Annotated in this window: 25 protein-coding genes and 1 pseudogene; 13 read left to right on the top strand and 13 right to left on the bottom strand. The window is 59.2% G+C overall.

The genetic code is table 11. The features are described from left to right. Positions 1-49 precede the first annotated feature (49 nt). Together PQR40_RS34715 and PQR40_RS34710 are read right to left on the bottom strand one after the other, a co-directional pair. Complete coding sequence (locus PQR40_RS34715; RefSeq protein WP_408233836.1) at positions 50-253, bottom strand: DUF3562 domain-containing protein; 204 nt, start codon at positions 251-253, stop codon at positions 50-52. Between the two features lie 308 nt (positions 254-561). Further along, a pseudogene (locus PQR40_RS34710) lies at positions 562-735 on the bottom strand (EamA family transporter); the annotation flags it as partial. Between the two features lie 163 nt (positions 736-898). Here PQR40_RS34710 and PQR40_RS34705 point away from each other — a divergent pair. The 8 genes from PQR40_RS34705 (at position 899) to PQR40_RS34670 (ending at position 9110) form a co-directional block, all read left to right on the top strand. Next, on the top strand, positions 899-1675 hold the full coding sequence (locus PQR40_RS34705) for a DUF1295 domain-containing protein (RefSeq protein ID WP_408388446.1): 777 nt from the start codon (positions 899-901) through the stop codon (positions 1673-1675). A 65-nt stretch (positions 1676-1740) separates the two neighbouring features. Then, positions 1741-2844, top strand: coding sequence for an SAM-dependent methyltransferase (locus PQR40_RS34700; protein ID WP_408388444.1), 1104 nt, complete (start codon positions 1741-1743; stop codon positions 2842-2844). 25 nt (positions 2845-2869) lie between these two features. Beyond that, the gene (locus PQR40_RS34695; protein WP_408233845.1) at positions 2870-3469 is read left to right on the top strand and encodes a uracil-DNA glycosylase family protein; all 600 of its coding nucleotides are present in this window, start codon (positions 2870-2872) and stop codon (positions 3467-3469) included. 176 nt (positions 3470-3645) lie between these two features. Further along, complete coding sequence (locus PQR40_RS34690; RefSeq protein ID WP_408233848.1) at positions 3646-4245, top strand: cytochrome b; 600 nt, start codon at positions 3646-3648, stop codon at positions 4243-4245. Between the two features lie 58 nt (positions 4246-4303). Further along, a complete protein-coding gene (locus tag PQR40_RS34685) occupies positions 4304-5755 on the top strand; it encodes a glycosyltransferase family 2 protein (protein ID WP_408233851.1) in 1452 nt (483 codons plus the stop codon). A 188-nt stretch (positions 5756-5943) separates the two neighbouring features. After that, entirely contained in the window at positions 5944-7182 is a 1239-nt protein-coding gene (locus tag PQR40_RS34680) for a Rieske 2Fe-2S domain-containing protein (protein WP_408233854.1), read from the top strand. A gap of 158 nt (positions 7183-7340) precedes the next feature. Then, positions 7341-8330 carry an alpha/beta hydrolase gene (locus PQR40_RS34675; RefSeq protein WP_408233857.1) on the top strand — a complete coding sequence of 330 codons (990 nt, stop codon included), beginning with the start codon at positions 7341-7343 and terminating at the stop codon, positions 8328-8330. A gap of 363 nt (positions 8331-8693) precedes the next feature. Beyond that, complete coding sequence (locus PQR40_RS34670) at positions 8694-9110, top strand: rubredoxin (protein WP_408388434.1); 417 nt, start codon at positions 8694-8696, stop codon at positions 9108-9110. Here the strand turns inward: PQR40_RS34670 and PQR40_RS34665 are convergent. Next, positions 9107-9952 (bottom strand): oxidoreductase, encoded by an 846-nt coding sequence (locus PQR40_RS34665; protein ID WP_408337873.1) that lies wholly within the window; start codon positions 9950-9952, stop codon positions 9107-9109. The two genes, PQR40_RS34670 and PQR40_RS34665, sit on opposite strands and share 4 nt — an antisense overlap. A 57-nt stretch (positions 9953-10009) precedes the next feature. Next, the gene (locus tag PQR40_RS34660; RefSeq protein WP_408233866.1) at positions 10010-10939 is read right to left on the bottom strand and encodes a LysR family transcriptional regulator; all 930 of its coding nucleotides are present in this window, start codon (positions 10937-10939) and stop codon (positions 10010-10012) included. 112 nt (positions 10940-11051) lie between these two features. On the opposite strand from PQR40_RS34660, the gene lysA reads away from it, so the two are divergent. Then, the gene (gene lysA / locus PQR40_RS34655; RefSeq protein ID WP_408510833.1) at positions 11052-12293 is read left to right on the top strand and encodes a diaminopimelate decarboxylase; all 1242 of its coding nucleotides are present in this window, start codon (positions 11052-11054) and stop codon (positions 12291-12293) included. A gap of 225 nt (positions 12294-12518) precedes the next feature. Here the strand turns inward: lysA and PQR40_RS34650 are convergent, their stop codons facing one another. Next, the gene (locus tag PQR40_RS34650; RefSeq protein ID WP_408337867.1) at positions 12519-13439 is read right to left on the bottom strand and encodes a LysR substrate-binding domain-containing protein; all 921 of its coding nucleotides are present in this window, start codon (positions 13437-13439) and stop codon (positions 12519-12521) included. A gap of 116 nt (positions 13440-13555) precedes the next feature. Here PQR40_RS34650 and PQR40_RS34645 point away from each other — a divergent pair, with 116 nt between their 5' ends. Continuing rightward, positions 13556-14323, top strand: a complete 768-nt coding sequence (locus PQR40_RS34645; RefSeq protein ID WP_408510832.1) for a transporter substrate-binding domain-containing protein — start codon at positions 13556-13558, stop codon at positions 14321-14323. A 39-nt stretch (positions 14324-14362) separates the two neighbouring features. Next, positions 14363-15481, top strand: a complete 1119-nt coding sequence (locus PQR40_RS34640) for a succinylglutamate desuccinylase/aspartoacylase family protein (RefSeq protein WP_408510831.1) — start codon at positions 14363-14365, stop codon at positions 15479-15481. A gap of 29 nt (positions 15482-15510) precedes the next feature. Here PQR40_RS34640 and PQR40_RS34635 read toward each other — a convergent pair whose 3' ends face one another. The 4 genes from PQR40_RS34635 to PQR40_RS34620 all read right to left on the bottom strand — a co-directional run bounded on the left by PQR40_RS34635 (position 15511) and on the right by PQR40_RS34620 (position 19705). Further along, the gene (locus tag PQR40_RS34635) at positions 15511-15945 is read right to left on the bottom strand and encodes a hypothetical protein (RefSeq protein WP_408510830.1); all 435 of its coding nucleotides are present in this window, start codon (positions 15943-15945) and stop codon (positions 15511-15513) included. Between the two features lie 228 nt (positions 15946-16173). Further along, positions 16174-16890 carry a hypothetical protein gene (locus tag PQR40_RS34630; protein ID WP_408510829.1) on the bottom strand — a complete coding sequence of 239 codons (717 nt, stop codon included), beginning with the start codon at positions 16888-16890 and terminating at the stop codon, positions 16174-16176. Next, complete coding sequence (locus PQR40_RS34625; protein ID WP_408510828.1) at positions 16887-19274, bottom strand: hypothetical protein; 2388 nt, start codon at positions 19272-19274, stop codon at positions 16887-16889. Before PQR40_RS34625 ends, PQR40_RS34630 begins: the two co-directional genes overlap by 4 nt. A gap of 5 nt (positions 19275-19279) precedes the next feature. Next, positions 19280-19705, bottom strand: a complete 426-nt coding sequence (locus PQR40_RS34620; RefSeq protein ID WP_408388418.1) for a hypothetical protein — start codon at positions 19703-19705, stop codon at positions 19280-19282. A gap of 274 nt (positions 19706-19979) precedes the next feature. On the opposite strand from PQR40_RS34620, the gene PQR40_RS34615 reads away from it, so the two are divergent. Next, positions 19980-20459: an immunity 8 family protein gene (locus PQR40_RS34615; protein ID WP_408388416.1), complete on the top strand. Its 480-nt coding sequence runs from the start codon at positions 19980-19982 to the stop codon at positions 20457-20459. 25 nt (positions 20460-20484) lie between these two features. Here PQR40_RS34615 and PQR40_RS34610 read toward each other — a convergent pair whose 3' ends face one another. The 4 genes from PQR40_RS34610 to PQR40_RS34595 form a co-directional block, all read right to left on the bottom strand. Next, positions 20485-20751: a cupin domain-containing protein gene (locus PQR40_RS34610; RefSeq protein ID WP_408388414.1), complete on the bottom strand. Its 267-nt coding sequence runs from the start codon at positions 20749-20751 to the stop codon at positions 20485-20487. A gap of 76 nt (positions 20752-20827) precedes the next feature. Continuing rightward, a complete protein-coding gene (locus tag PQR40_RS34605; RefSeq protein ID WP_408388412.1) occupies positions 20828-21223 on the bottom strand; it encodes a hypothetical protein in 396 nt (131 codons plus the stop codon). 422 nt (positions 21224-21645) lie between these two features. Continuing rightward, entirely contained in the window at positions 21646-23799 is a 2154-nt protein-coding gene (locus tag PQR40_RS34600; RefSeq protein ID WP_408510827.1) for a phosphocholine-specific phospholipase C, read from the bottom strand. Positions 23800-23862: 63 nt separating this feature from the next. Further along, positions 23863-24171 carry a hypothetical protein gene (locus PQR40_RS34595; protein ID WP_408510826.1) on the bottom strand — a complete coding sequence of 103 codons (309 nt, stop codon included), beginning with the start codon at positions 24169-24171 and terminating at the stop codon, positions 23863-23865. A 211-nt stretch (positions 24172-24382) separates the two neighbouring features. On the opposite strand from PQR40_RS34595, the gene PQR40_RS34590 reads away from it, so the two are divergent. Further along, on the top strand, positions 24383-26482 hold the full coding sequence (locus PQR40_RS34590; protein ID WP_408510825.1) for an amylo-alpha-1,6-glucosidase: 2100 nt from the start codon (positions 24383-24385) through the stop codon (positions 26480-26482). Positions 26483-26527 lie beyond the last annotated feature (45 nt).

The raw sequence follows: 26527 nt of genomic DNA, 5'->3' as shown, positions 1-26527 counted from the left end.
TCGATTCATCGTGCTGCCAGGCAGGCGGTGGTCTCCGCGCGCCGCCGTATCAATGTTGTTGCTTCGACGGATGGCGCAGCTTGTCGCGTACTTTCTTCGCGGCGAACAGCGGCACGTAATCGAACACACGCGCTTCGTGCCGGTAGTCGGCGAGTGTGTCTGCATACATCTTCGAGACCGTTTCCGTGGGCGTGTCGGTTTCCTCTGCGATGCTTCTCACCACTTCGTCGACGTTAGGCTCGGGTTGGGACATGGATTTCTCCGGGGAAAGCGGGGTGGGTAGGGGAATTGCAAGGAACAGGCACGCACGACAGGAGTTTCATTACAGGATGCGATTGGCCGCGATACCAATTGAATCGATCTATCGCGTGAGTCGTCCCACAGAGATTTTTGTCTTGCACTGCCGCAAACGCCCGCAGTGCGCGGTGCCGGGAGAAATCAATGCGTATGCCGGTGATGAATATCGGGGAAATGCGCGTGCGCATGCGTGACCGGCGCATGGGAATGCGGATGCGTGTGCGGCTCGTCGCCGTCCCAAGCGAAATCGTGCGCGTGGCCTTTCAGGCGGCGCGCCAGAATCACAGCGGCAAGGCCGACACCGCTGCCGAGGTAGAACAGGCCGGCGAGCAGAAACGACGACAGCGAGCCGAGCAGCGCCTTGGCGAGCGGGGTGGTCGCGCCGAACAGGGCGGCGGCGAGCAGCGCGGTGAACGCTGCGTTGAAGCGGGTAGGCATGAGCGGGAAATTCGGTGGAGGCGGGCGTTGCCGACACGATACCGCTATCGGGCCGCGGACGCCTAACGCCGTGGAGCAGGTGTTTGGACCGGAAATCCCGCTCGCGCGCATCCGATCGCGCCCTTACAGCGTATAACTCGCATCGCCATTGAACGGGGGTCCCATGCCGCCACTTGCCGCCGCCGCGATTGCCCTGATCGGGCTCGTCGTGATTTTCAGCGCCGTCTGGGCATGGCAGTTGAAGACTGCGAACGCCGGCATGGTCGACCCAGTCTGGGCCTATTCGCTTGGCCTGGTCGCGGTGCTCTACGCCGTGCTCGGCACCGGCGACCCAGTGTCGCGCGCACTGACTGCGCTGGGTGGTCTGGTGTGGGGCGTGCGGCTCGGCACGCATCTGTGGAAACGCAACTACGGCAAGCCTGAAGACGCACGCTATCGCCGCTTCCGTGAAGAATGGGGCAACAAGGCCGCCAGCAAGATATTCTGGTTTTTTCAGGCGCAAGTCGCGGTGTCGATGCTGCTGTCGATCGCATTTCTGGTGCCGTCGTACCGGGGCAGTCCGCCGGCTATCGGATGGATCGCGCTGGCGTCCGTGCTGTGGATCGTCTCGGTAGCCGGCGAAGGTATCGCGGACCGGCAACTAAAACGCTTCACGCAGGATCCGGCCAATCACGACAGCGTGTGCCGCGTCGGCTTGTGGCGTTATTCAAGGCATCCGAACTACTTCTTTGAATGTGTGCATTGGGTGGCTTACATCGCGCTGTCGATCGGCACACCCTGGGGTTGGTTGACGTTGTTGCCGCCGGTGCTGATGGCGTTTCTGCTGCTGAAGCTTTCCGGCATCCCGCTGCTCGAAGAAAGCATGGCGAAAAGGCGTGCCGGTTACGCCGATTACATGCGCACGACCAGCGCGCTGATTCCGTGGCCGCCGCGGCGTTGAAATGAGTCAGCTACGACGTGAGTGAATGTTCAGAAAGTCCAGAAAAACGATAGGGAGTCAGTCTCATGAGCCTTTCCACTACCGACCATACGATGCCGCCATCGTCGCCAACTGAGCATGGTGACGGCTGGCTGATCCAGAGCTGCGAACGCGGCTGGCTGCCCGACAGTCTGATCCGTTTCGGCATGCGTCAACTGATGCGCCAGCGTTTGCGCGACGAAGCGATCGGCAACGGCGAGTTGCGCGCGCAACGGCTCAACCGTCTGCTGGACGACTTGCGCGCGAGTCCGATCGCCATCGAAACACAGGCCGCCAACACGCAGCATTACGAGGTGCCGGCGTCGTTTTTCCATGCGCATCTCGGACCGCATCTGAAGTATTCATGCTGCTTGTACCCGAGCGGCAACGAGACGCTCGCACAAGCCGAAGTGGCGATGCTCGAACGCTACGCCGAACGTGCGGAACTGGCCGACGGTCAGCGGATTCTCGATCTCGGCTGCGGGTGGGGTTCGCTGTCGTTGTGGCTGGCGGCGCGTTATCCGCGTGCGCAGATCGTCGCGCTATCGAATTCGCACGGGCAGCGCGCGTTTATCGAAGCGCGTGCGGTGGAGTCCGGTTTGCGCAATCTCTCGGTAGTCACGGGCAATGTCGTCGATTTCGAATTCGATGAAGCGCAGCTTGGCGGTGGTTTCGATCGCGTGGTGTCGATCGAGATGTTCGAGCATATGAAGAACTATGGACTGTTGCTTGCCAGGATTTCGCACTGGATGCGCGATGAAGCGAAGCTGTTTGTGCATATCTTCGTGCATCGCACGCTTGCGTATCACTTTCAGGTGCAGGACGGCAGCGACTGGATGTCGAAGTATTTTTTCACGGGTGGCACGATGCCGTCCGAGGCGCTCCTGCTGAACTTCCAGGACGATCTGCGCATGGAGCGCCAGTGGTGGGTGAGCGGCACGCATTACGAACACACGGCGAATCAGTGGCTCGCCGCCCTCGATGCGGCGCGTGATCGCGTGATGCCGATGCTCGTCGACACATATGGCGCGCGCGATGTGGCTGTGTGGCTGCAGCGGTGGCGAATGTTTTACATGGCCGTGGCCGAGTTGTTCGGCTACGCGAACGGGAATGAGTGGGGCGTGGGACACTATCGGTTTGTGAAGCACTAAACTGAATCCTGACCCGCGCCATGGCATGAACGTAAGGAAACCCATTTTACTGACCACGCTATTGCACGACATTCGCGCCTGTACGGTGTGCGCGCCGGTACTGCCGCATGCACCGAGGCCGGTCGTGGTGGCGTCTGCTGACTCGCGCATTCTGATCATCGGCCAGGCACCCGGTGCGCGCGTGCATGCTTCGGGCATTCCATGGAGCGATGCGAGCGGTGCACGTTTGCGCAAGTGGCTCGAGGTTTCCGACGAGACCTTCTACGACGCCTCGAAATTTGCCGTCGTGCCGATGGGTTTCTGTTTTCCGGGCAAAGGCGCGAGTGGCGATCTGCCGCCACGCCCCGAATGCGCCGCGCACTGGCATCAGGCCTTGCTCGCCCAGTTGCGCGAGGTGCGCCTCACGTTGCTGATTGGTCAATACGCGCAGCGTTTTGGTCTCGGTGATGCATTCGGGCCGACGCTGACCGATACGCTACTGCGCTGGCAGGAATATGGCCCCAACGTGATGCCGCTTCCGCATCCATCGCCGCGCAATATTGCCTGGTTCAAACGCAATCCGTGGTTCGAAGCGGAGGTGTTGCCGACTTTGCGAACCCGGGTTGCCGCGGCTCTCCGGACGTGAATCCACCGCGCCACGTGCCGTCGAAATAATCTGAAACACATCGCTCAGCGCCCGGTGGAATAAAACGTCACACTAATGCGTTTGCCTCATACCGTCGGCGCGAGCAGATATCGCGGCGGTAGGGCTGCATTTTCAAACAGCTTTCGCAAGAAACCCATTTGCAGACGGAACGACCGATGAACACTCACGCCGACTCCCTGTCCGATTCGACCGGTGCGCCGCTGCTGTCGCGCTATACCCGCACGGCGATGACGCTGCACTGGCTGATCGCGCTGCTCATGATCGTCAACGTTGTGCTCGGGCTGACTGCCGAATCATGGCCGGACGACTGGGTGCGTCCGGTGGTCGATACCCATAAGTCGATCGGCATCACGGTGCTCGGTCTCGCGCTGATGCGCATCTTGTGGCGCGTCTCGCACAAGCCGCCGCCGTTGCCGCGCGAGTTTCCGTCGTGGGAGAAGATCGTCGCGCATGTCGCCCATTTCCTGCTGTATCTGCTGATGATTGCGCTGCCGTTGTCCGGCTGGTTGCACGATTCCGCGTGGAAAGATGCGGCCACGCATCCGATGCGGCTGTTCAATCTGTTCCCCTGGCCGCGCATCGGCTATGTGATGAATCTCGATCCGGCGCTCAAGGAGACCTTGCACGACCGCTTCGGCGCCTTGCATACATGGCTCGGCTACGCGCTGTATGCGTTGCTGGCAATGCATATTGGCGGCGCGTTGAAGCATCAATGGATCGACCGCAAGTCGGTTCTGAAACGCATGGTGCCGTAAGCACCGTCACGCTACTTTCCATCTAACAACCGCACACTCGACGGACTCAGCAGTCATTTTGAAGAAAACTCTGGAACACGCGCTCGCCCTTGCATCCCCGCGCATTCTGCCGCGTCCCACTACGCTTCTGAGCACGCTGATCCATTTGAGCGTCGTCGTGTTGTGGTTGCTGCTGTTCGCCCGCGCATTCTTTCTCCAAGGCGTGGTGGCGTGGTCGACGGGTCTTGCCTATGTCGTGTATGACACGTTGCTGCTTGCCTTCGTCACGTGGAAAACGCTGCCGCTGATGCGGCCCACACCGCCGCTCGAACCTGATTTCGATGCGCGGCGCTTGCCAGACATGGGTGTGATCGTTGCGTCGCATAACGAGGCGGCGGTGTTGCCGGTCACGCTCGCGGCGCTGCTACGTCAGACGCATGGCCCGGCGCAGATTGTGATCGCCGACGACGGTTCCACCGATGCCACCCACGCGCTGCTCACTGAACGCTTCGGCCTGGTTGCCGCAGCCGACGGGGTGCTGAGCGCGCCGAGTTCGCTCTATCCGAATCTGTACTGGCTGCGCGTGCCGCACGGCGGCAAGGCCCGCGCGCTGAACGCAGCCATCACGATCATGACCACCGAGACCGTCATGACCGTCGACGCTGACACGCTGCTCGACGACGACGCCACCTACGCGATGCGCGCCGCCTTCGCGAGCGAGCCGAAGCTGGTCGCGGCGGCCGGCATTCTGGTGCCCGTGTGCGGCAAATCGGTGTCGGGCCGCGTGTTCCAGTGGTTCCAGACCTACGAGTACATGCGCAACTTCATTGCCCGCTTTGCGTGGATGCGTGCCGATAGTCTGCTGCTGATTTCAGGCGCCTTCGCGTCGTTCAAACGCGACGCACTGGTGGACGTGGGCGGCTTCGATCCGCAGTGTCTGGTCGAAGACTACGAATTGATTCATCGGCTGCGCCGCTATTCGGTCGACCACGGTCTCGGCTGGGACGTGCGCGTGGTGGGCAATGCCCATGCGCATACCGATGCACCGGACAACCTCGGCAGTTTCTTGCGGCAGCGCCGCCGCTGGTTCGCGGGTTTCCTGCAAACCCAATACTGGAACCGCGACATGACCGGCAACCCGCGTTACGGCACGATGGGCATGCTGATGCTGCCGGTCAAGGCCATCGATACGATGCAACCGATCTACGGACTGACCGCCTTCGCGCTGCTGCTCGGTTTTCTGTTCGGCGGGCATGGCGCGATCGTCGTGTCGATTTTCAGCGTGATCGGCCTCAAAACGGCGATCGATCTCGCGTTTTATCTCTGGTGTATTCATCTGTACCGCCGCTGGACCGGCGAGCGTACCCGCGCCAGTTTGTGGATGGCGATGCTCGCGGCGATCGCCGAGCCGTTTACGTTCCAGTTGGTGCGTCATGTCGGCGCACTGCTTGGCTGGCTGCATTTCCTGCGTGGTGGACGCTCGTGGGGCGTGCAACGCCGCTCCGGGCTCGTGACGCACGACGAAAACTAGCAGCCGGCGCCTTATTTGACGAGCAGGGTGTCAGGCCGACGCGATTGCGCCCAGGGGCGGCGCAACGGGGAATGGCGTGCGGCGGATGGAACCATGCCGCTGCAGGTTCGAGTAGACTGTGCAACGATGTCGGCCTGCGAAATGCAGGGCGCCAACCTTCTATCCGCTCGTGCACGGAGGCTCCACCTATGCATGCTGTTCCCCCGCTCGAACAAGACACCGTCGATGCGCCGGTCGATACCTCGCCTGCTCATGCAGCCGCGCAAACCCACGCCCCAACAGCCGCGCATGCACACGCGCCGGATCAGGCCGTCAGCGGCGCCCCGGTGCGCGATCTGCGCCGCGTCGGTATTCACCCTGACTACTGGTATCCGCTGGCGTGGTCGCATGAAGTGAAGCGGGGCAAGACGCATGGTGTGACGTTCGCAGGCGACCCGATCGTGCTGGCGCGTACGGAGTCCGGCAAGGTGTTCGCGCTCGAAGATCGGTGCGCGCATCGTCAGGTGCCGTTGCATCAGGGCGTGGTGGACGGCGAGTCGATCCGTTGCGGCTATCACGGCTGGACCTACGACTGTTCGGGCACGTGTATCGACGTGCCGTATCTGGGCCGCGATCGTCTGCCGAACGGCGTGCGTTCTTATCCGTGCCGCGAAGTCGAAGGCCTGATTTTCGTGTTTCCCGGCGATGCCGCTTTGGCGGAAGAACGGCCGCTGCCCGCGTTCGGTTCCGTAGCCGACAAGAAGTACAAGACGCGCCGTTTCGGCCGCCCGGTGAATTGCCATTATTCGTTCATGCACGAGAACCTGATGGATATGAACCATCAGTTCCTGCATCGCCGGCAGATGGGTCAGATGCGTGCGCGATCGCTGGGACGGCGCCGCGGCGAAGGCTGGGTCGAAGTCGATTACACGTTTGCGCGCATGGCCGGCCAGCAGCCGATCGGCGAAGCCATCGTGTTCGGCCAGAGCCGCAAGACCGGTGGCGACAACGACAAGGACGTGATGACGATCCGCACCGAGTATCCGTATCAGACGCTGCAGATCCGCACGTCCGAGCAGACGCTGGTGATGGATTTGTGGATTGTCTACGTGCCGCTCGATCGCGAGCAGCGCACCAACCGCACGTTTGGCTTGCTGTCGATTCGCAAACCGGGTATTCCGGGCGTGCTGAATCTCGCCTGGCCGCTGCTCGTGTGGTTCACCGAACGCATCTTCAAGGAAGACCGCGAGATCGTCGAAGCTGAACAACGCGCGCACGATTCGCAGGGCGCGGACTGGAATCACGAGGTGTTTCCGGTCATCAACGAACTACGCGCCCTGCTGCGCGAGAGTGGTGCGCCGGATCAGGTGGTGGGTGCCGGCACTGGTGGCGGCGCGGTGATCCGTTTCTGGGATTCGCGCCACGGCAACCCCTTGTCGAATACTTGATATTCGAGTTTTTTGGCGCCACGCAGGACCGTACAATCGCCGGCGACGATGAGCGGCGAGCCGGCGGCGCCTATAAAAATACGCATAAGGTGCATGAAACGCAGGCTCATCGATCGGGAAATCCAAAATCATAATTAATCGCCTGAGGGGTCCATTCGATGAGTACCGAACTGCATGCAGTGATGCCGGTTGTCGTGTTCTGTGTGGGCCTCGCCATCATGGCAGTGGCGCTGGTGAAGGGCGGCCCCAAACAGCCGCCGCCGCTTGCGTCGATCAATGAGCCTTTCAAGTCGGTCGATACTTCCGATTTACCTCCAATTGAACGCTACACCGCGCGCGATAACACAGCGCTCGCATATCGGTGTTATGCGAGCCGGATAACGGGAGTGCGAGGCAGCGCTGTGCTGATTCACGGCTCGTCGGCGAGTGGCGTGAGCCTGCATACCCTGGCGAAAGCGCTTGCCGAGGCCGGTTACGACATCTACGTGCCCGACATGCGTGGACATGGCGAATCGGGCAAGAAAGGCATGATCGCGTATATCGGCCAGCTTGAAGATGATCTGAGCGACTTCCTCGAGGCGGTTCAGCCGGCTGGGCCGCGCACGTTGGCAGGTTTCTCGGCGGGCGGCGGCTTCGCGCTGCGGTTCGCGGGGGATGTCCGGCAAATGGCATTCGACCGCTATGTGCTGCTTGCGCCGTTCATTCATCAGGACGCACCGACCACGCCGCCTGCCGTCGGCGGGTGGGTGAATGTCGGGTTGCCACGCGTGATCGTGCTGGTGATCCTCAACAAGCTGCGCATCACGCTTTTCAATCATTTGCCGACTGTGGCCTACGCGTTGTCGCCTGAGGCGGCGGCCAAGCTCACGCCGCAGTACTCGTACAACCTGATGCAGAACTTTCGTCCGCATGAGGATTACCGCGCGGATATCCGGGCGACGCGGCAGCCCGTTGAAGTACTGGTCGGTGCGGACGATGAGGCGTTTCACGCCGGGAAATTTGCCGAGGTCTTTGCGGAAGCAGGGCGTGCGGTGCCGGTCACGATCGTGCCTGGCGTGGCGCATATTGCGTTGACGCTCGATGCTGCGGCCGTTGCCGCGATTGTGGGGGCAGTGTCTGAGCAGGCCAGCGAGGTGGCTTTTTCGTAGGCAGGCTTTCCGGCCGGTGGGGAATGAATCCATCTCCACCTGGTAGGGAATCCAGACCGGTCGAGCAGCGATAATGGCATCTAACACACGCAGGTTTGCGCCAATCGAGATGCGCCGGCCTCACTCCCGTGTACCATTTCGCTTTTTCCGACATTTAAGAACGCCCGTGACTACGCAACACATCCCCTCCGCATCCCGTAAATCCCTGACTCTGCTGCAATTGCTGGGCCTCATTGGCGCCGCCGGACTGATCGCCGCCATCGTGCTGAACCAGTTCGCCTAACCCCGCCACGAAGCCCGCGCTTCAAGCATCCGACCCTATGCCGGCGCTCGCTGCCGGCTTTATCGATATTCCGATTTGCCATGTACAAGAAGGGCGTAGCCGTAGAAATCCAGTTTTCTCCTGAGCGGCTCAACGACGGCGCCGGCGATCCGTACTGGATCGATTTGACGCAGGTCGAGGCGCAACGGTTGTTGGAAAGCCTGCAGGCACGCCTTGCTGAAAGCAGTGTGGGTACGGCCGCACCCTTGGTGGTGAGCCTCGACGACACGCCCGCCACGCAAGCGGTCGCTGCACCGCATGCAGCACTGCAAAGCACCACGTCTGCGGACGACTTCAAACAATGGGTCTGCGTAATCTGCGGCTGGATCTACGACGAAGCCGCCGGATTGCCGGAAGAAGGCATTGCGCCGGGCACCCGCTGGGCAGATGTCCCGGCCGACTGGCGCTGCCCACTGTGCGACGTGGGCAAGGAAGATTTTGCGCTGGTCGAGTTTTAAGCCGGAAAATCCGCTCCGACCGTCGTGGCTTCCCAGCCATCGAAGTCGCCGCGCATGAAGTCCAGCTTCTTGCGCGCCAGTTCGAGCGCAGCCTTGCCGAGTAGCAAACGCAGCGGCGGCTGGTCCGACAGCGCCGCGTCGATGATGGCTTGCGCGGCGCGCACCGGATCACCCGCTTGCTTGCCGCTACGCGCTTCGGTCTGCTTGCGGCGCTCACCGGCCGTGCCCGCATAGTCATCGATCACCGTTGCCGATTGCTTGATCGACGGACCTGCCCAGTTCGTGCGGAACGGGCCGGGCTCGACGATCAATACGTCGATGCCGAGCGGCTTCACCTCTAGGGCGAGCGATTCGGACAAGCCTTCCACCGCGTATTTGGTGGCGTGGTAGTAGCCGGTTGCGGCGAAACTGGCAATGCCGCCAATCGACGACACATTCACGATCAAGCCGTTGTGCTGCTCACGCATGATCGGCAGCACCGCCTTCGTTATGTCGACCAGGCCGAACACGTTGGTCTCGAACATGGCGCGGACTTCGTCGTCCTCGCCTTCTTCGATCGCGGCCAGATAGCCGTAACCCGCGTTGTTGACGAGCGCGTCGATGCGCCCGAAACGCTGTTTGGCTTGCGTGACGACGTCTTCGATCTGCTTGCGGTTCGTCACATCGAGCGGCAGAACCAGTGCGCGATCGCCGTGCGCTTCGGCGATATCTTTCACTTTCGACGGATCGCGTGCGGTGACCACCGCGCGCCAGCCTCGCTCCAGCACCAGCTTCGCCAGTTCGCGGCCGAAGCCGGTGGAACAGCCTGTAATCAGCCAGACGGGGTTGTCTCGATTCATCATTTGGGAAACTCCTGTTGATGGGCCAACGTGGCGCGGACTGATCGTCGAACAGCGCCCTTAATTCTGCTTACGTCTTGTGTGGGTTTTTAATTGTAGTCGTAGCGCGTCGGCTTCGCTTTGCAGCGCTTCAACGAACGCGCCGGCCAGCGGATGGCTCGGACGATGCTCCGGATGAACCACGCTCACCCGAAACGGCAGTGACACGCCGAGCGGCCGGATATGGAGATTGCGGCCCGCGAAATCGAGTGCGGTAAGCGGATTGACGATGGCCACGCCGAGGCCTTGCCGCACGAAACTGCAAACGGAGACGGCGGTGGGCGTCTCGATGATCTGGCGGCGCGCGATGCCCGCTTGCGTGAAGGCTTCGTCGATCTGAATCCGATACGGATCGTTCGACGACAGGCTGATGAACGGCTGATTCGCGAAATCCTTCAACTCGATCACGCGCTTTGCGAGCAACGGATGCTCATCGGGCAGCACGCAGACTTCGTCCACTTCAAGCAAAGGCGTGAGACGTGTTCCAGCAGGCGGCGCGCCGTGTTCGGTCAGGCCGAGGTCATAGCGCTGCGCGGTCAGCCATTCTTCGAGAAACGGCGATTCTTGCGTCGCGATCGAAAGGCTTACGCCGGGCTGCGCATCATGAAAGCGTTTCGATGCACCTGGCAGGATCGAGTGCGAAAACGCGGGCAACGCGATGATGGAAAGCTGGCCGCCCTGGAATTCGCGCAGGCTTGCTGCCGTGGACGCTACCCGTTCGAGTCCGACATACGCGCGCTTGATTTCATCGAACAGCGTCAACGCGGACATGGTTGGACGCAATCGGCCCTGCACACGTTCGAACAAGGCAAAACCGATGCTCTGTTCCATACGCGCAAGTTCGCGGCTTACCGTGGGCTGCGAGGTGAAGAGCATCTCGGCCGCTTTGGTGACGCTGCCTGCCGTCATCAGCGCGCGGAAGACTTCGATATGTCGATGAGTGAGCGCCATGATGCCTATATCAGGAATGAATGGATTGGCAAAGAATAGGTATTTTACTGAATGAGCGGTTTTCAGCATTATGTGGTTCACACCTATGCCTCGATATAGAGAACCGCGAATCGTGACCACTTTCAATCCACGACAACTCGTCGAACTCGCGCAACAGCACGGCACGCCCCTTTGGGTCTACGACGCCGACGTGATCCGCCAGCGTATCGCCGAACTGCGCAGCTTCGACGTGATTCGCTATGCGCAGAAGGCGTGTTCGAACGTGCATATCCTGAAGTTGATGCGCGACGAAGGGGCGATGGTCGATGCCGTGTCTTTGGGCGAAATCGCGCGCAGTCTCGCGGCGGGTTTCACGCCGGATGGCGATCCAGAGGGCGTGGTTTTTACCGCTGACCTCGTCGATCACGCGACGCTCGCCACGGTGCTCGAGCATCGCATCACGGTCAACGCCGGTTCGCTCGATATGCTTGAACGCGTGGGGCAGCATGCGCCTGAAGGTCACCGCGTGTGGCTGCGGATCAATCCCGGTTTCGGCCACGGACACAGCAACAAGACCAACACGGGCGGCGAGCATAGCAAGCACGGCATCTGGCTCGATGACGTGCCGCTGGCGATAGCCATAGTGCGCCGTTATGGCCTGAAGCTGGTCGGCTTGCACATGCATATCGGCTCTGGCGTCGACTACACGCATCTGTCGCGCGTGTGCGATGCGATGGTCGAAGCCGTGCAAGGCCTGGGCCACGATATCGAAGCGATTTCGGCTGGTGGAGGTCTATCGGTGCCATACAGCGAAGGCGAACCGCGGATTGACGTTGAGCATTATTTTCGTCTTTGGGACGCGGCGCGGAGGCAGATCGAAGCGCATCTCGGACATCGCGTGAGACTGGAGATCGAGCCGGGGCGTTTTCTGGTTGCGGAAGCCGGTGTGCTGGTTGCCGAGGTGCACGCACTGAACCGGCGGCCGAATCGCCAGTTCGCCCTGGTTGATGCGGGTTTCAACGATCTGGTGAGGCCGTCGTTTTACGGCAGCCATCATGAGATGACGGTGGTGAAAGGTAATGGCATGCCGAGCGAAGCGCCGCGTGGTGCTTTCGCGGTGGCCGGGCCGTTGTGCGAAGCGGGCGATGTGTTCACTCAAGCGGCGGGTGGGGTCGTCACGAGCCGTTCCATGCAGGCGCCGGAAGTGGGGGACTTCATTGTTTTTCATGACGCGGGGGCGTACGGCGCGTCGATGTCATCGAACTACAACAGCCGGCCGTTGGCGCCGGAGGTGTTGGTGGAAAACGGCGCACCGCGGTTGATTCGGCGCAGGCAGACCATCGAGGAGTTGATCGCGCTCGAAACGCTGGACTGAGCACGCCGATAGCCACATTGCTGGAATTGCGGCATTAAGCCGATGGTCGCCTCAACTCGGTCGTCGCGCCGTCCGGCCCAGCCACGCACAAGATCAAAGCGCCTGCGTGCGGCCCCGCGCTAACGGTCTGCGGCGAGCCTTGCGCGTGCCGGCCGTACTGCGCGAGATAGGGCAGTGCGGCGTGCAGGTCGTCGACGTTCAACGCCACGTAGCATCAATCTGGCCTTATCGCGCCCGCACCGTGCGCGTGTACGACGCAATCATCGTCGCGAGTTCCTGTGCCGCGGGCGTGACGGGAATCGCCGCGCGCTGCAGCAGACACACGTTCTGTTCGACCGCTCGCTCGCGCACATTGATCGACGCAAGCGTGCTCGCAAACGGCCCGCGCTTCGCGACGATCGATGCCTCCAGTGACAGGCAGTCCGTCGCGCCGACCAGATGCAGCGTCTCGTACAGGCCTTCTACTGTCGCGATGATTTTCGGCGGCGGCAAACCGTGGCTCTCGAACAGATGGTTCAGACGGTTGAGTTGCGGATCGTCGGTGAGATTCGGCGAGCGCGTCGCCACCCAGGTGCAGTCGACGAGTTCGGCCAGCGAGGTCGCGCCGGCTTTCGGATGGCCACGACGGCAGACGATCACGGGATCGGACGGATAGAGCGGCGTCACGGACAGATCGGCCGTGTCAGTATGCTTCGATACCAGCGCGACCGCAAAATCGAGTGTGCCTTCGCGAATCCACGAAATCATCATCCGCGAGGTGCCGGTGCGCAAATGCACTGCGACTCGCTCAAAGCGCGCGCGGAATTCCATCAGCACTGGCGCGAAGGCGTCGACGAGCGGCTCGGTGGTCATGCCGAACGTGACCTCGCCCGCGTAATCGCCACGCAGTTGCCGCACTTCCTGCTCGGCCCGTTCGCATTCCCCGAGAATTGCGCCGGCGCGCTGCAACAGGCGCTGGCCGAGCGCGGTCAGCGCGATTCCGCGGTTCGTGCGAGTGAATAAGGTCGCGCCCAGCATCGATTCGAGGTTCTGCAACTGCTGCGTGATACCGCTCTGGGCGATGCCGAGCGCCCGCGACGCCGCACGGAGGCTACCGTGCTCGGCAATGGCCGTGAACGCGCGTAACTGGGAGATCGTCAACGCCATGGAGAATCTCAGTGATCGGTAAAAGTGATCATGATATTACTTTCGAGACTTCTTTGAGGCGCGGAGGCGGCATAGGATCGCTCTGTAGTAATCCGCCCAACTCACACCCGTCTCCCATGAAAATCCCGCTGATGATCTTGAGCGCCACGCTGGCTTTCAGCAGTGGTGCGTTTGCCGCCGACCCCGCCACGTTGCGCCTCGGTATCGATCCGAGCTATCCGCCGATGGACGCCAAAGCGCCCGACGGCAGCTTCAAAGGTTTCGATGTCGATCTCGGCAACGAAATCTGCCGGCGCATTCATGCGCGTTGCCAGTGGGTCGAACTCGAGTTCTCGGGAATGATTCCCGCGCTGCAGGCGCGCAAGATCGACGCGATTCTTTCGTCGATGGCGATCACGGAGAAGCGTGAGCAACAGATCCTGTTTTCGTCGAAGCTGTTCCAGTTCAAATCGCGGCTGATCGCGCGTCAAGGTTCGGCGCTCGCGGGCGGTATGAATGCGTTGGCTGACAAGCAGATCGGCGTGCAGTCGGGGACGCAGTTCGAGGGGTACGCGTTGAAGAATTGGGCGCCGATTGGCGTGCATGTGGTTGCGTACAAGAGTCAGGATGAGGTCTTCGCTGACTTGCAGAATGGCCGTCTTGATGGGGCATTGCTCGGTTCCGTTGAAGCCGACTACGGATTTTTGCGCACGCGAGCGGGGAAGGGATTTGCGTTTGTCGGCGAGCCACTTTCGATGGGTGACCGTGGCGTAGGTATCGGTTTGCGCAAGGATGAGACTGCGGTACAGGCGTCCATTAATGGGGCGATTGCTTCGATGCTCAAGGACGGTACCTACGCGCAGATCGCGAAGAAGTATTTTGACTTCGATCCGTACGGCAATTGATTTTCCGTTTTACTTCTCTTTTACAGACCTCTCGCTCTCATGAACAAGCAATCGATTCCGCTCTTATCGCCAGCTATCGGCACGCACCGCGAACTGGTGTCGTTTCATTTTGGCCCTGTGGATAGTGGACAGAAGATTTATATCCAGTCGTCGCTGCATGCTGATGAAACGCCGGCGATGTTGACGACGGTTTTGCTTAAGCGTCGATTGCTGGAACTGGAGAAGCGGGGCGCGCTGAATGCTGAGATTGTGCTGGTGCCGGTGGCGAATCCTGTTGGGCTTGGGCAGTACGTGCTCGGGCAGTTTCTTGGGCGCTTCGATCTGGGTAGTGGCAAGAACTTCAATCGACATTTCATGCAGTTTTCTAAGTTGGTGGCACGGGCTAAGGAGGCTTTGGGTTCTGATGCTGACGAGAATCGGCAGATTGTTCGTGAGTTGATTGCTGGTGAGTTGGCGGAACAGAGACCGTTGACTGAGTTCGAGTCTTTGCAGTTAGCGTTGCTGAAGCTTTCCTTCGATGCAGATGTCGTGATCGATCTGCATTGTTCTTTGGAAGCGGCAATGCATCTGTATACCAGTGAGGCTGCGTGGCCTGAGTTTGAGCCTTTGTCACGGTATTTGGGTGCGCAGGCTTCGTTGCTTGCTACTAACTCGGGCGGTGAGGCGTTTGATGAGACGCACAGTTTGTTGTGGTGGAAGTTGCAGCAGGAAATACCTGCAGATAAGCCGGTGCCCAATGGGACGATTGCTGTGACGGTGGAGTGTCGTGGGCAGCGGGATGTTTCTTATGAAGTCGCGCAGGAGGATGCTGACGCGATCGTGGATTATCTTGGTTGGCGGAAGGCGATTCGGGTTGATGCTGTTAAGCCGTTGCCTGAGTTGTTGTCGCCCGCGACGCCGCTTGCTGGGAGTGAACAATTCTATGCGCCTGTTAGCGGAATTCTGATTCATCGCGCCAAGATCGGGGAAACGATTCGTGTCGGGCAGGCTTTGTTCGATATCGTCGACCCGTTGACTGATGAGACGACTACGCTCGTTAGCAACACCGAAGGGGTGTTGTATATGCGGCGCGCGATTCGGTTTGTGACGGCTGGGGCGCCGTTGGGGCGGGTGACCGGGAAGAAGGCGTTTAGGACTGGGGTTTTGTTGGGGGCGTAGTTTTTTGCCTTGGCACACTTCGCCTCCGATCATCGGCTCGGAGGCGCTGCGCTGGTTGCAGCACTGGCACTTGTCGGCAGCGGTGTATCGACAAACTCGACCGATTCGAGGATCGCCTTGATCTTCCACAACTGATTGCGTTTAGGCTTGGCAAGCCATACAACAGGCGTGTACCCACACAATGCGTGCGCGTTGTGTATCAGGCAAAAGTAAAAAAGGCGTGCCCGGCGCTTCTCGTCGCCAGTTGTGTCATCTGTGGTGTACGCTCTTCCAATCCAATTTTTGCCGTTTAGATGGATCGTCTGGAAGTGGGCTCGTTTATCAAAATGAATGAATTCGGGGCCATTCACTGGTCCGTAAGTTAGCCAGCGACCGTCGACATACTTTGCATTCAGCGCGATAGTTAATCGCTCTTCGGTAGCATCGGTACAGAGAAGACTAAAGCCGTCATTGAGCGCCGCCATTGGACCTGTTAGCGGGAGATAATATCCCCCACTTGAGGTGGTGGGGCGGCTGGGTACGCTACGTCTAGATGTCCGCCGAACATGTCAGCGATTTTGAAACGGCATGAACCCACTGAATACTCCAATTACGCATCACGAAATGCTCGGAAGAATTCATATCGAGCAAGCCGTTTGTGGCACGATCGGCGTCTTTCGGCGCGCCTCTACCGCGGATGGCATTTCGTACATTCATTCTTCGTTGAAGCGGATAGACTTGATCATTTGCATGAAAAAGTCATAGCTAAAACCTTCATCAAGATTGGTGGTTTTCTTACGAAGCAGGCATGCGCCGGTAAGTTCTACAGACATTTTTTTGTTGCCTACGAGCAGGTGCACGCAGCGGTTCTTTGGCGCATATATCCTGCAATAGTCGTTGTTGCCTCGATTACTCGCCTTCCCATAGACTTCTTCAGCAATCCAACCGTGCCAGTTAGATCCGGAAATTGGTTTTATCAAGGTTCGAAGGAGGTTATGACACTCATTGCCGAAGCTGTACTTGGGTAGAAGCCGAACTCCGTTGCTCGTCTGCTCGAACGCAGCATCATGCTCTTTGTCAGCGGCAAGCCAATCATCGATTCCCACGGGATTTATCTCCATGGAGATAAATCTGCTTGTCCGTTCTGGGTCGTTTGGATAGCGTGAATAATCGATGCCCAAGGAGGTGCCGTGGGCCTCTTTGTAGGAGCCTATACAATTAAGCGCTATGTCTTCATCGTACGAATTCTTTAGTGCGGGATAGGACAAGGTTAGTCCACAGTTTTTAACGTTACTGCTCGCCAATGGCTTCATTGGCGGCGTAGCGCCGTCCGGGAATGCGGAGGGCATAGACGATGCGCCGGTGGGGATGGCGAGAAGCGCCGCCAAGGCCCAGTGTCTAAGTGTTGGGTGAAATCTCATCGCAATCATTCTTCCTTCTGTCTCGTTAGCGTCGGGACGGCGGGCATATCCGGGGCATCGCCCAAAATGAAGTTGACATAGCGAAAAAATTCCTTGCGTTCGAGAAGACCAGTGCTACCGCCATTTACTGGGGTTGTGATTGCTGAAACGTTGATATCACCAACGCCGACGTCGGTGCGGCGATTGATATTCATGCCACTACGTAATGCACCGGTATTGGGCGACTGCATCACTTTGCTGACCCAGAAATACCCTGCTGAGTCGGCAGCCGCAGAGGAGTCGGTGGAGAGTTGTTGCGGGGCCGGGTCCGTGATGAAGTCGAGACGGCGATAGCACCCGTAGGCGTTATAGCTGCTTCGACCAGTAAGATGGATCAAACCACGGCCACGAAATCTCGGCCCGTCTCCAGGTTGCGTGTTTCCGAGCGCAAGTGCTTTTTGGGTGATCTCGCCGGGATGTTGTGCAATATAGGTTGGACGGTCCCGGCCTTTAAGAAAACCCATATTCTGCAACCAGGCGAAGTTGTGGTCGAAATCCTGTCCAGCTTCCTGAGGGGTTAGCACTTCGTACATGGTGCGGAAATACCGCATTTCATTGTTCCCGCCTATTTCAACAGTCGCCCGAAGGGCTCCCGTCTCCACAAAGATTTGCGCCAGGAAATGACCTCGCCGTTGAGGCGTGTTAAACCCGTATTTTGCCCACATGCGATTGATTGTCGTGTGCATGTTGGATGGCATAACGCCATAGCTGTCGTTGTTGCCTCCCTGCCAGCGTCTTCCCGCTTCCAACCATTGAATGGTTCCTCCGGCATTGATGGATGAGCGCCGTGGCAACGTTTGCGTTAGCTCTCGGAGACTGTGCCACCCACATCTCCTAAAATGCCGAATAAACGCAGCCGGATGAAAGAACCAAAGCTTCTCGCCACTAGGCAATCCTGTGTGGTCCCAGAACTGAAATGACTTCAGCAGGTTGAGAAATTTCGTGTATCCCGCATCGTTGCCATCGTAGAACTCACCCGGGTCTTTCAACTTCCGGTAACGATCCTCGTTGTGCGTGCTGTCCCATTCACTCGGCGCTTCACATACGAATCCACGCAATTGCTCGCGCGCACCATCGGTCGTCTTCACATAGCGAACGAGCACATCTTCTTTCTGATACTCCTCAGTCAGCGCTGCTTCGTGCGGCGTCTCATGTTCCTTCGCGTCCTTCAGGATTTTCTTCAAGGTGTCGATATCGCACAGTCCGTCTGCATTGAATGGTCCGTTACCCTCGCTGATTTTCTTCCAGCCCTTGAAGAACGGAAAATCCGCATCGGACAACTTCAGCACGGTGCGATTGTTAATGTCGATGTAGCCCTTCCGGCCCGTAGCAAAGGCAACCTGCGCCCAGGTAGTACGCGCCGCTTCCGTCAGCGTGGTCGGTGTACCGAGAATTCGTCCGAAGCGCAGCAGTTCATACCCGTCGCTCGGACAGGTCGCATACAGCGCGGTTGCACGTTTGTAGAGGTCGTATTCGTAGTTTGGTTCGCGGAGCGGCTGCTCAGTTAGCAATTCGAGCCGACCACCGCCCGCATCGCGCCAGACCTTTGTGAACTTTGCCCCTTTGTGAAACCAGACCTCGACGTACAGCGTGTCGGTATTTTGTCCCGCGTCCAGTTGCTCGAAGGGGATGCCGTGAAGCTTCTTATTCGCGTCCGTGCCCGGCGGCAGTGGTAGAAACTGCTGCTGTGGCGGAATGATGTAGTAACTGCTGCCCCAGTAGTCGGTCGTGGCAGGTGTGACGACCTGTTCGTGGCCCAGTTGGGTAGCACCAAAATACGCGTCGAAATCCGGCTTCGTCATGAAGATTTCGAAGTGCAGGTGCAACTGGCCGTGGCATCGCCCGGCCAGGCCGAGGATATCTTTCCGATAGATCTTTCGACCGCCGCCGGCCTGAGCTGAAGCGACAGCCGGCGGATGCATATTGGGTCCAGGTGACGCTGTTCGCAGGAACGACGGCAACACGTCCGTGTGAAAACCATGGTCGTTATAGCCATCGAGTTCCAGCAAATGCATGTAGAGCGAATAGAACGTCAGCTTGCGTCCTTCGCCTGTATCGGTCGTGTGTTTGAGCAGCACAAAGCCGGCATTGCTGTCCGGCACGCCGCCGCCGCTGTCGAAGGCGTGCTGGCACACCCGATAGGCTACGACTTCGCCGTCCGCAATCGCGCGAACTTTCTCATTCTGCAATCTCGGTGCCAGATGCATGCCGGGATGCCAGCGGCGATCGAACGCTATGGGATAAATACCGTGGGCCAATTCAAATTTGTCGACCGCATCCATCATCGGATCGATCGCGTCCGGATCGTTGGACGCGAGAGCCGCTTCGGGCAGGAAAGGAGGGCTGATAATCATCGTTATTAGCGTGTGAAGCTGTAAAAATCCGTTGCCTTGAAGTCGCTCTGCGGCAGAACCGGCATTGGAGCATTAAGACTTTGGAGACCCTCGGAATCTGAATGACGCCTTCTCTTGGTCTTCGAGAAGCGGATAATGCAGCCGGAGTACTTTCTCGGCGCAGCGTCCTCGTGGACGATCGAAAACACCGCGTCCTTGCTGAGGTCGTCTGATCTTGACAACCTGTCCGAGTGCGCAAGGATGATCGTGATCCGGTGCGGCTCGCCCATGCGCTCGGTTGCCTCTAATGACACAACCGACAGGTCCTTTGAGTTCGCCGTGCCCGCCACGTCGACGAAGTACGACTGCCGTCTGGTCATCGCCTTACTCTGATTTGCGTACATTCCGACTTGCCTCGGCAGCTCCGCCATCGTCTCATTTTCGGTTTTCATCGCAACCGACCGGACGAACGTGCGGTTCGCCTATATCGATTCAGTGCGTGTGTTTGGGGTCAGAAAGGTAAACATTTTTCGCAGTCCTGTGAACTACCTTCAATGCTTTTGTCGAATTTTGACAAAAACCATATTTTTCCTACACGCAAATCCACAGATCTCGTGATATCAATTGCGTCTTATCGTGATTGATGACGCGCATTGTGGAGAAGTCTCTGCGCGATGTTGATACAGGAAAGCCAACTTCCCCTACTCAACGCATGAATAATTTTTTATGAAATTGGAAATCAAGAATATCTATTCTTCAGATTTTGACGCAGATATCGCCGAGTGTCGGCCCGAAGAGTTGGATAACTTTGGTCTGTGGTTTTGTATTTCAATAGGGCCAGCCGGCACGGAAGCGGCAGATAACTACCAGCTACTCGTATGTACGCCGACGTGGCTATCCGCGTATGTCGAACACGAGAAAGACTTCGCGGCGTGGGGTCGTCACATGCTTATTGTGTCCGAATTCAACGCAGACCGAATACGAGCGAGCATCGAGCGACTCCTCAGTCGATGCTGCGGCGCTGATTGGCAGACTATTGCGTTGAAGTTCAGCCGCTTCGCCGCCTGGGAATTTGAAGACTATCAGGAACGAGCTATCACGCATGCTGAGGCTGTAAGTCCCCCGTCGCTGTGCTGCCGACTCAAGAAAATAGTTTTAAAGGGCGGCTGGTTAACGCAAAAGCGGAGCGGCCGAAAGCATGATTGACGACAAGGCGTTAGCCTCGGAAGGCCTACTTCCTTCCCACCAAATACGTCACACCGTTCGGCCCGTAGCGCTCTGAATGCGGTTTGTTTGCAGGCAAGTGGAAGACGTCGCCGACTTTATACGCCTGCTCGGATTCGCCTACGCGTATGTGCAACTCGCCTTCCAGAATCAACGCTTTCGCTTCGAATGAATGCTCATGCAAATCCATCTCGATGTTCGCCTCCCGCGTCACAACGACGGCCTCAGGGAATCCATCTTTCGTCAGGCTTTCAGTGAATGCTTCGCGCTCCATGGCGTCTCCATCGGTAAGCAGTTGCGGAGATTCACTGTAACGCTATTCGTCAGTTCGTGCAGAGCGCAGCCGCGTGTCATGCCGGTGCTGTTACGCCAGCGTCGACCTTCCTGCGCGTTCTCGTGGCTGGCGCCACTGATTCACCCATCCCTTTCCTGCGGCGCATAGCATTCGATTCCGCTTCTTCCGCATCGGCCATCACGACCGACATCTTTCCTCGCTCGATGTTCGCCTCGGTTTCGTACTGATGCGCCGTCCGTTCCAACAACTCCGCAAGTAACATCTGGTCGCGGCGATCGCAATGGTTCATCGCGATACCTTTGCGCAGCATCCTGGCTAGCATAGCCAGCGATGAAAGCCGTTCCACATACGTGCGGGTTGCTTCCAATACCTCTCCGGCAAGTCGCTTATATTCAGCGGGTTTCACCGAAAGACGAGGGTTCATAAATGGAGCTTCAGCGGGTTTTCTCATGGCGCGATTTCCGGTTGATTCTCGAAATCGCCCGACACTCGCTGCGAACGGGTGGGCGGGCATGTAACGAGGTTGACAGGCCGGCGCTAATTCCAAAACCGGCGAACCTTGCGGTTCCCTCGCCACGGCCCGCCCATTAGAAAGGCGTGCAGAAGCTCGCGCATGGCCTGCGGAAAGGTTGCGCGGGAATTAGTATTCAGGCTGTCAAACCCGGCCGTCGAAATTGCTTCAACAGCAGCCAAAATTATAAGTGCGCCACTTTCTTAAAATTAATTTTGTTAGGCAAACTATCTAACTTTGGCCATTCGGCCTAGGGCTGATCCAACATTCCCTCAGCACAACGACATCGCACCTCTGAGCTTCGATCAAGCACCCCAAATAAAGCAGCTGCCCAACCGAAGCCCATCCCTTTTCGCCAGCCCTTAATTCACCACCAACACCGGAGCCACAGCCGCCGGATCACTAATACTCGGCCGTCCATTCTCAACGTGTCCAGCCAAACGACGCGAGAAGCTGGCGTCATCATTACTCGTCACCGTCAAGTCATACCAGTGATGGCTCGACGCCAGCACCCAGGCCTCTTCGATATGCGACTCCGCCGGCACCAGCACCGGACGCGTCCGCGCACCATACGCGTTATCCGTCACCGTCAACCGCGCCACACCACCGCCCTTGTTGCTGAACTTCAAAAACACATTCCCGTTAGCAACATCGTATTGCACCTTGATCTCCGGCAGCGCGGGCGTATCGTGACCATGCCAACCCGCAGCCTGCGTCGTCTGCGCACTCGCCGGCTGCGTATTCCCCGCAAACTTACGCACGAAACCATTCGGCCCAAACACTTCGAACGCATACACGCCGTTCGTCGACGTCAGATCGAACGTCTCACGAAGTGACTTACCCGCCTCGACGGTATAACGCCACGGACCATCCGTGCGATTCGTCGAGTACACGTAGAAATGCGCACCCTGATCGCCGCTGTCGGCAAGCACGATCTCGAATGTGTTCTTCTTCACATCCGCGTGACCGTTCACATGAAGCTCATACGGCAACGCGCGCGCAAAACGAATACCGCTTTCCTGCGGATCGATCGCGCCCGGTATTGCGGGCACAGTCGGTTTCGGCTGCGTCGCGCACTGGTTGTCGGCGATGCTCTTGTAGTTGCTCGTGTCCGGCAGCGGCGGCACCTTCGAATCCGGCGTGCGGAAGTCGAACGCCGTGGTCAAGTCGCCGCACACCGCACGACGCCATTGCGTGATGTTCGGCTCATGCACGCCAAAGCGTGTTTCGATAAAGCGAATCACCGACGTGTGATCGAACACTTGTGAGCACACGAAACCGCCCTTGGTCCACGGCGACACGACGGTCATCGGTACGCGCGGGCCGAGGCCGTACGGCAAGCCGTCCGCGGTGTAACTGCCGCCGCGCGCCGGATTCACCACATTGTGAATTTCGCCGTCGGTGCTGACCGTCGACTGGCCTTGCGCCGGCGTTGTCGCTGGTTGCGGCGGCACGAGGTGATCGAAGAAGCCGTCGTTCTCGTCGTACATGATGAACAGGACGGTCTTGCTCCACACTTCAGGATTCGACGTCAACGCATCGAGAATCTGCGATGTGTATTCCGCGCCGTATGCGGGCGTATAGCTCGGGTGCTCGGAGTACGCAGCCGGCGGGCACAACCACGACACTTGCGGCAACTTGTTGGCCAGCACGTCGGCCTTCAGGTCGTCGATAGTGCGCACGGTTTGCGCGCGCTCGTACAACGGCGAACCCGGCTGCGCGTTGATGAAGTTCGTGAAGTTCTGCAGGACGTTGGTGCCGTAGTTGCCGTTCAACGGATCGGCGCCGGTCAGCCCCTGCTGATACACCTGCCACGAAATCCCCGCAGCTTGCAGACGTTCCGGGTACGTGGTCCACGAGAGCAACTGATAATTCGGCGGACCGTCGCCGTCGACGAAATCGTTGTTGTCGAGCAGCGGACCACCCAGCGTACCGCTCGGATCGACCATGCCGGTCATCAGATACGAACGGTTCGGGTGCGTCGGTCCCGGCAGCGAGCAGAAGTAGGCGTCGCAGATGGTGAATGCATCGGCCAGCGCGTAATGGAACGGAATGTCGCTGCGCAGGTGATAGCCCATCGTCATGTCGGTCTTGTTCGCGGGCCACTGGTCGTAGCGGCCGCCGTCGATCGCGGCATGGGTCTTGTACCAGGTATGGTCAAGATCGCCGACGCATTGCGCGCTGGTCGTCGCCGTGTTCAGATGGAACGGCAGCACCGGCTGGGTCGGGTCTTCCTTCGACGGTTGATACCACACCGGCTTGCCGCCCGGCAGCGGAATCGGGAAGCGGTCGTTATAGCCACGCACGCCGCGCAGATGGCCGAAGTAGTGGTCGAACGAACGGTTCTCCTGCATGAACACGACGATGTGCTCGACATCGTTGATCGTGCCGGTGCGCGAAAACGCGGGCACGGCAAGCGCATTGCGAATGGACTCGGGCAGTGCGGTCAGCGCGGCAGCAGCGCCGGCGGATGAAGCCACGGTCTGCAGGAAACGGCGACGGCTATTTGATGTCATCGAATATCACCTTCTGCGGGTGGGGAAAGAATAGCGCGCCTCGCGCGCGCCGGTGGAATCAAGTTAGTTGCTATTGGCGTTGTCGCCCGGTGCGTAATGCATCACGGGCGCGATTTGCTGGTTGTCGGCGGCGAGGCTGGCTTGCATGTTTTGTGCGATCGCGTCGGACGCTGCGGCAGGGCCAGCTGCGAGTGGCGTTGATGCGTTAAGCATGTCGGGCGCGGGTTTGATGACCGGGGTTTGCGAGGTATCGTTATTGGCCGCGCTCGGCGATGGAGATATTGACGCGGAGTCGTCCGCGCCACAGCCGCTTAGCGTGAAAGTTGCGAGTGCAACAAAAACGAGGGTAGCCAGGCGTGTATCTCTTCTCATGTCCGCATCCAGTTTCGTGATGGCGGATGCAGTCTCCAGTCCTTTCAAGAAATAATTGTGAAACGTTTGCGAGTGTTTAAACTTGCGTCGCAATGTTAGTTATTCGAAAGGAAATGGAAAGCAATAAGCAGGAGAATGGTCATGTCAGTGCCATACGGTTGAAGCCCAGGCACACCGAAAGATTTGCGGCTTTGCATACTGCGGTAAGTTCATGACACGCATCGAAAGACCTTTCGACATCACGCGTCTCGAAGACGAATGGCTCGAAGCAGACGGCTTTGGCGGTTTCGCATCGGGAACCGTCGGCACGCTGCGCACGCGCCGCTATCACGCGTTGCTGCTCACCGCCACGCGCGCGCCTGGCGGGCGTGTAGTGCTCGTCAACGGCATCGAAGCCTGGCTCGAGGCGGACGGCAAGCGTTATCCATTGAGCATGCAGCAGTACATGCCGGACGTGATCTATCCGGATCTGACAGCGAGTCTTCTCGAGTTCACCACGGAGCCGTGGCCGACGTGGCGCCTCCAACTCGATGCGCAGAAGTCCCTGACGGCCGATGTGTTCGTGAACAAGGCGACGCGCGAAACGGTTCTGCGTTGGCGGCTGGAAGGTTCAGAAGCGGCATTTGGCGCGGGCGCGTTCATCCTGAAGGTGAGGCCCTTGCTTTCCGGTCGCGACTATCACGCGCTGCACCACGAAAACCCCGCGTTCAACTTCAACGCGCAGACAAGCGGCGACCAGGCCTGTGTGAGCTGGCAGCCCTATGGCGACTTGCCGGTCATCAATGCGGCGACCAATGGCGTCTACACGCACGCACCTGATTGGTATCGGAACTTCTGCTACGTTCGCGAGCGCGAGCGTGGCCTCGATTTCAGCGAAGACCTCGCCACGCCCGGTGTGTTTAGCTTCAATCTCGCCGATGGCGAAGCGGTGATGATCCTCAGTGCGTCGATCGCATCCTCAGCGTCGGCGTCGGCGAGGGACCCGGCCGGAACGAAGACAGCCTCCTATGCAGCGGACTCAGTTGGCACCGCCGCCCTTGCAACGAAACCGGCAGGTGTGAACATCGCAACGGCTCGGGCAATGGACTCGGCAAGCGCAAACCCCATCGTCGCCCACGCAACCGAACTCGCGCGCATCGAACAGCAACGCCGCAGCGCACTCGGCTCGCGCCTGCAGCGTTCCGCCGATGCCTACGTCGCAGTACGTAACGAAGGCCGCACGATCCTCGCCGGCTTTCCTTGGTTCACCGATTGGGGCCGCGATACGTTCATCGCCATGCGCGGCTTGCTGATCGCCACGCGCCGCCTCGCCGAAGCCGAAGCGATTCTGCTTGAATGGTCGGGTACGTTGTCCGAAGGCATGCTGCCGAATCGTTTCCCCGACTATGGCGACACGCCGGAATACAACTCCGTCGATGCATCGTTATGGTTCGTCATCGCCGTCCACGACTATCTGGCGACGAACCACGCGAAGGCCGACACCCGAACACGCTTGCAGCAGGCAGTCGAAACCATCCTCACGGGCTACACGAACGGCACGCGCTTCAATATCAAGGCATCCACCGACGATGGCCTCCTGAGCGCCGGTACCCCCGGCGTGCAACTTACGTGGATGGATGCAAAGGTCGGCGACTGGGTGGTCACGCCGCGCATCGGCAAGCCTGTGGAAGTGCAGGCGCTCTGGATCAACGCTTTGCGCATTGCAGCAACGTGGAATCCGCAGTGGCAACCGCCTGCGGAACGCGCGTTGCAAGCGTTTCATGACCGCTTTACCGATCCATCGACGCAAGCGCTTGCCGACAACGTCGACGTGGATTTCGTCAAAGGTAAAGTGGACCGTTCGATCCGCCCGAATCAGATCTTCGCCGTAGGCGGACTGCCGTTTTCGCTACTCGAAGGCGAGGCGGAGCGCGCAGTGGTCGATCAGGTCGAAGCGCAGTTGCTCACACCTCTCGGCCTCCGAACGCTCGCCCCGTCTGATCCGGCCTACCGCGGGCACTATGGCGGTTCGCCGCTGGAGCGCGATGGCGCCTATCATCAGGGTACGGTCTGGCCATGGCTGTTAGGACCGTTCGTCGAAGCATGGCTGCGGGTTCACGGCGCCGAAGCGGATGCCCGTGCACAAGCCAAAACGCGCTTCCTCGACCCTCTGTACGCGCATCTCGATCACGCCGGCCTCGACCATCTCCCTGAGATCGCCGATGGCGATGCGCCGCACACACCCGCCGGTACGCCGTTTCAGGCGTGGTCGCTGGGGGAGTTGCTACGCATTGAACACCTGCTTGCCCGGTTGGAGTCCGTCGCCGCTTAAACCGCGCTACGATGTGAGTCCCGCCGCCAGGCCCGACGCAAGGAC

This window comes from Paraburkholderia sediminicola (assembly GCF_046026855.1).
GTDB classification, from domain to species: Bacteria; Pseudomonadota; Gammaproteobacteria; order Burkholderiales; family Burkholderiaceae; genus Paraburkholderia; species Paraburkholderia sediminicola_A.
This window is presented reverse-complemented; position numbering and strand designations above follow the sequence as displayed.

What these genes read in the sequence shown, in the direction of transcription:
- PQR40_RS34610 (WP_408388414.1), bottom strand. Translation starts at nt 20,751, where the DNA reads ATGGAGCGCGAAGCATTCACTGAAAGCCTGACGAAAGATGGATTCCCT.
- PQR40_RS34700 (WP_408388444.1), top strand. Translation starts at nt 1,741, where the DNA reads ATGAGCCTTTCCACTACCGACCATACGATGCCGCCATCGTCGCCAACT.
- PQR40_RS34605 (WP_408388412.1), bottom strand. Translation starts at nt 21,223, where the DNA reads ATGAGAAAACCCGCTGAAGCTCCATTTATGAACCCTCGTCTTTCGGTG.
- PQR40_RS34650 (WP_408337867.1), bottom strand. Translation starts at nt 13,439, where the DNA reads ATGGCGTTGACGATCTCCCAGTTACGCGCGTTCACGGCCATTGCCGAG.
- PQR40_RS34595 (WP_408510826.1), bottom strand. Translation starts at nt 24,171, where the DNA reads ATGAGAAGAGATACACGCCTGGCTACCCTCGTTTTTGTTGCACTCGCA.
- PQR40_RS34600 (WP_408510827.1), bottom strand. Translation starts at nt 23,799, where the DNA reads ATGACATCAAATAGCCGTCGCCGTTTCCTGCAGACCGTGGCTTCATCC.
- PQR40_RS34675 (WP_408233857.1), top strand. Translation starts at nt 7,341, where the DNA reads ATGAGTACCGAACTGCATGCAGTGATGCCGGTTGTCGTGTTCTGTGTG.
- PQR40_RS34615 (WP_408388416.1), top strand. Translation starts at nt 19,980, where the DNA reads ATGAAATTGGAAATCAAGAATATCTATTCTTCAGATTTTGACGCAGAT.
- PQR40_RS34645 (WP_408510832.1), top strand. Translation starts at nt 13,556, where the DNA reads ATGAAAATCCCGCTGATGATCTTGAGCGCCACGCTGGCTTTCAGCAGT.
- PQR40_RS34715 (WP_408233836.1), bottom strand. Translation starts at nt 253, where the DNA reads ATGTCCCAACCCGAGCCTAACGTCGACGAAGTGGTGAGAAGCATCGCA.
- PQR40_RS34660 (WP_408233866.1), bottom strand. Translation starts at nt 10,939, where the DNA reads ATGGCGCTCACTCATCGACATATCGAAGTCTTCCGCGCGCTGATGACG.
- PQR40_RS34620 (WP_408388418.1), bottom strand. Translation starts at nt 19,705, where the DNA reads ATGAAAACCGAAAATGAGACGATGGCGGAGCTGCCGAGGCAAGTCGGA.
- PQR40_RS34635 (WP_408510830.1), bottom strand. Translation starts at nt 15,945, where the DNA reads ATGGCGGCGCTCAATGACGGCTTTAGTCTTCTCTGTACCGATGCTACC.
- PQR40_RS34640 (WP_408510831.1), top strand. Translation starts at nt 14,363, where the DNA reads ATGAACAAGCAATCGATTCCGCTCTTATCGCCAGCTATCGGCACGCAC.
- PQR40_RS34590 (WP_408510825.1), top strand. Translation starts at nt 24,383, where the DNA reads ATGACACGCATCGAAAGACCTTTCGACATCACGCGTCTCGAAGACGAA.
- PQR40_RS34705 (WP_408388446.1), top strand. Translation starts at nt 899, where the DNA reads ATGCCGCCACTTGCCGCCGCCGCGATTGCCCTGATCGGGCTCGTCGTG.
- PQR40_RS34630 (WP_408510829.1), bottom strand. Translation starts at nt 16,890, where the DNA reads ATGATTGCGATGAGATTTCACCCAACACTTAGACACTGGGCCTTGGCG.
- PQR40_RS34695 (WP_408233845.1), top strand. Translation starts at nt 2,870, where the DNA reads ATGAACGTAAGGAAACCCATTTTACTGACCACGCTATTGCACGACATT.
- PQR40_RS34665 (WP_408337873.1), bottom strand. Translation starts at nt 9,952, where the DNA reads ATGATGAATCGAGACAACCCCGTCTGGCTGATTACAGGCTGTTCCACC.
- PQR40_RS34680 (WP_408233854.1), top strand. Translation starts at nt 5,944, where the DNA reads ATGCATGCTGTTCCCCCGCTCGAACAAGACACCGTCGATGCGCCGGTC.
- PQR40_RS34690 (WP_408233848.1), top strand. Translation starts at nt 3,646, where the DNA reads ATGAACACTCACGCCGACTCCCTGTCCGATTCGACCGGTGCGCCGCTG.
- PQR40_RS34625 (WP_408510828.1), bottom strand. Translation starts at nt 19,274, where the DNA reads ATGATTATCAGCCCTCCTTTCCTGCCCGAAGCGGCTCTCGCGTCCAAC.
- PQR40_RS34670 (WP_408388434.1), top strand. Translation starts at nt 8,694, where the DNA reads ATGTACAAGAAGGGCGTAGCCGTAGAAATCCAGTTTTCTCCTGAGCGG.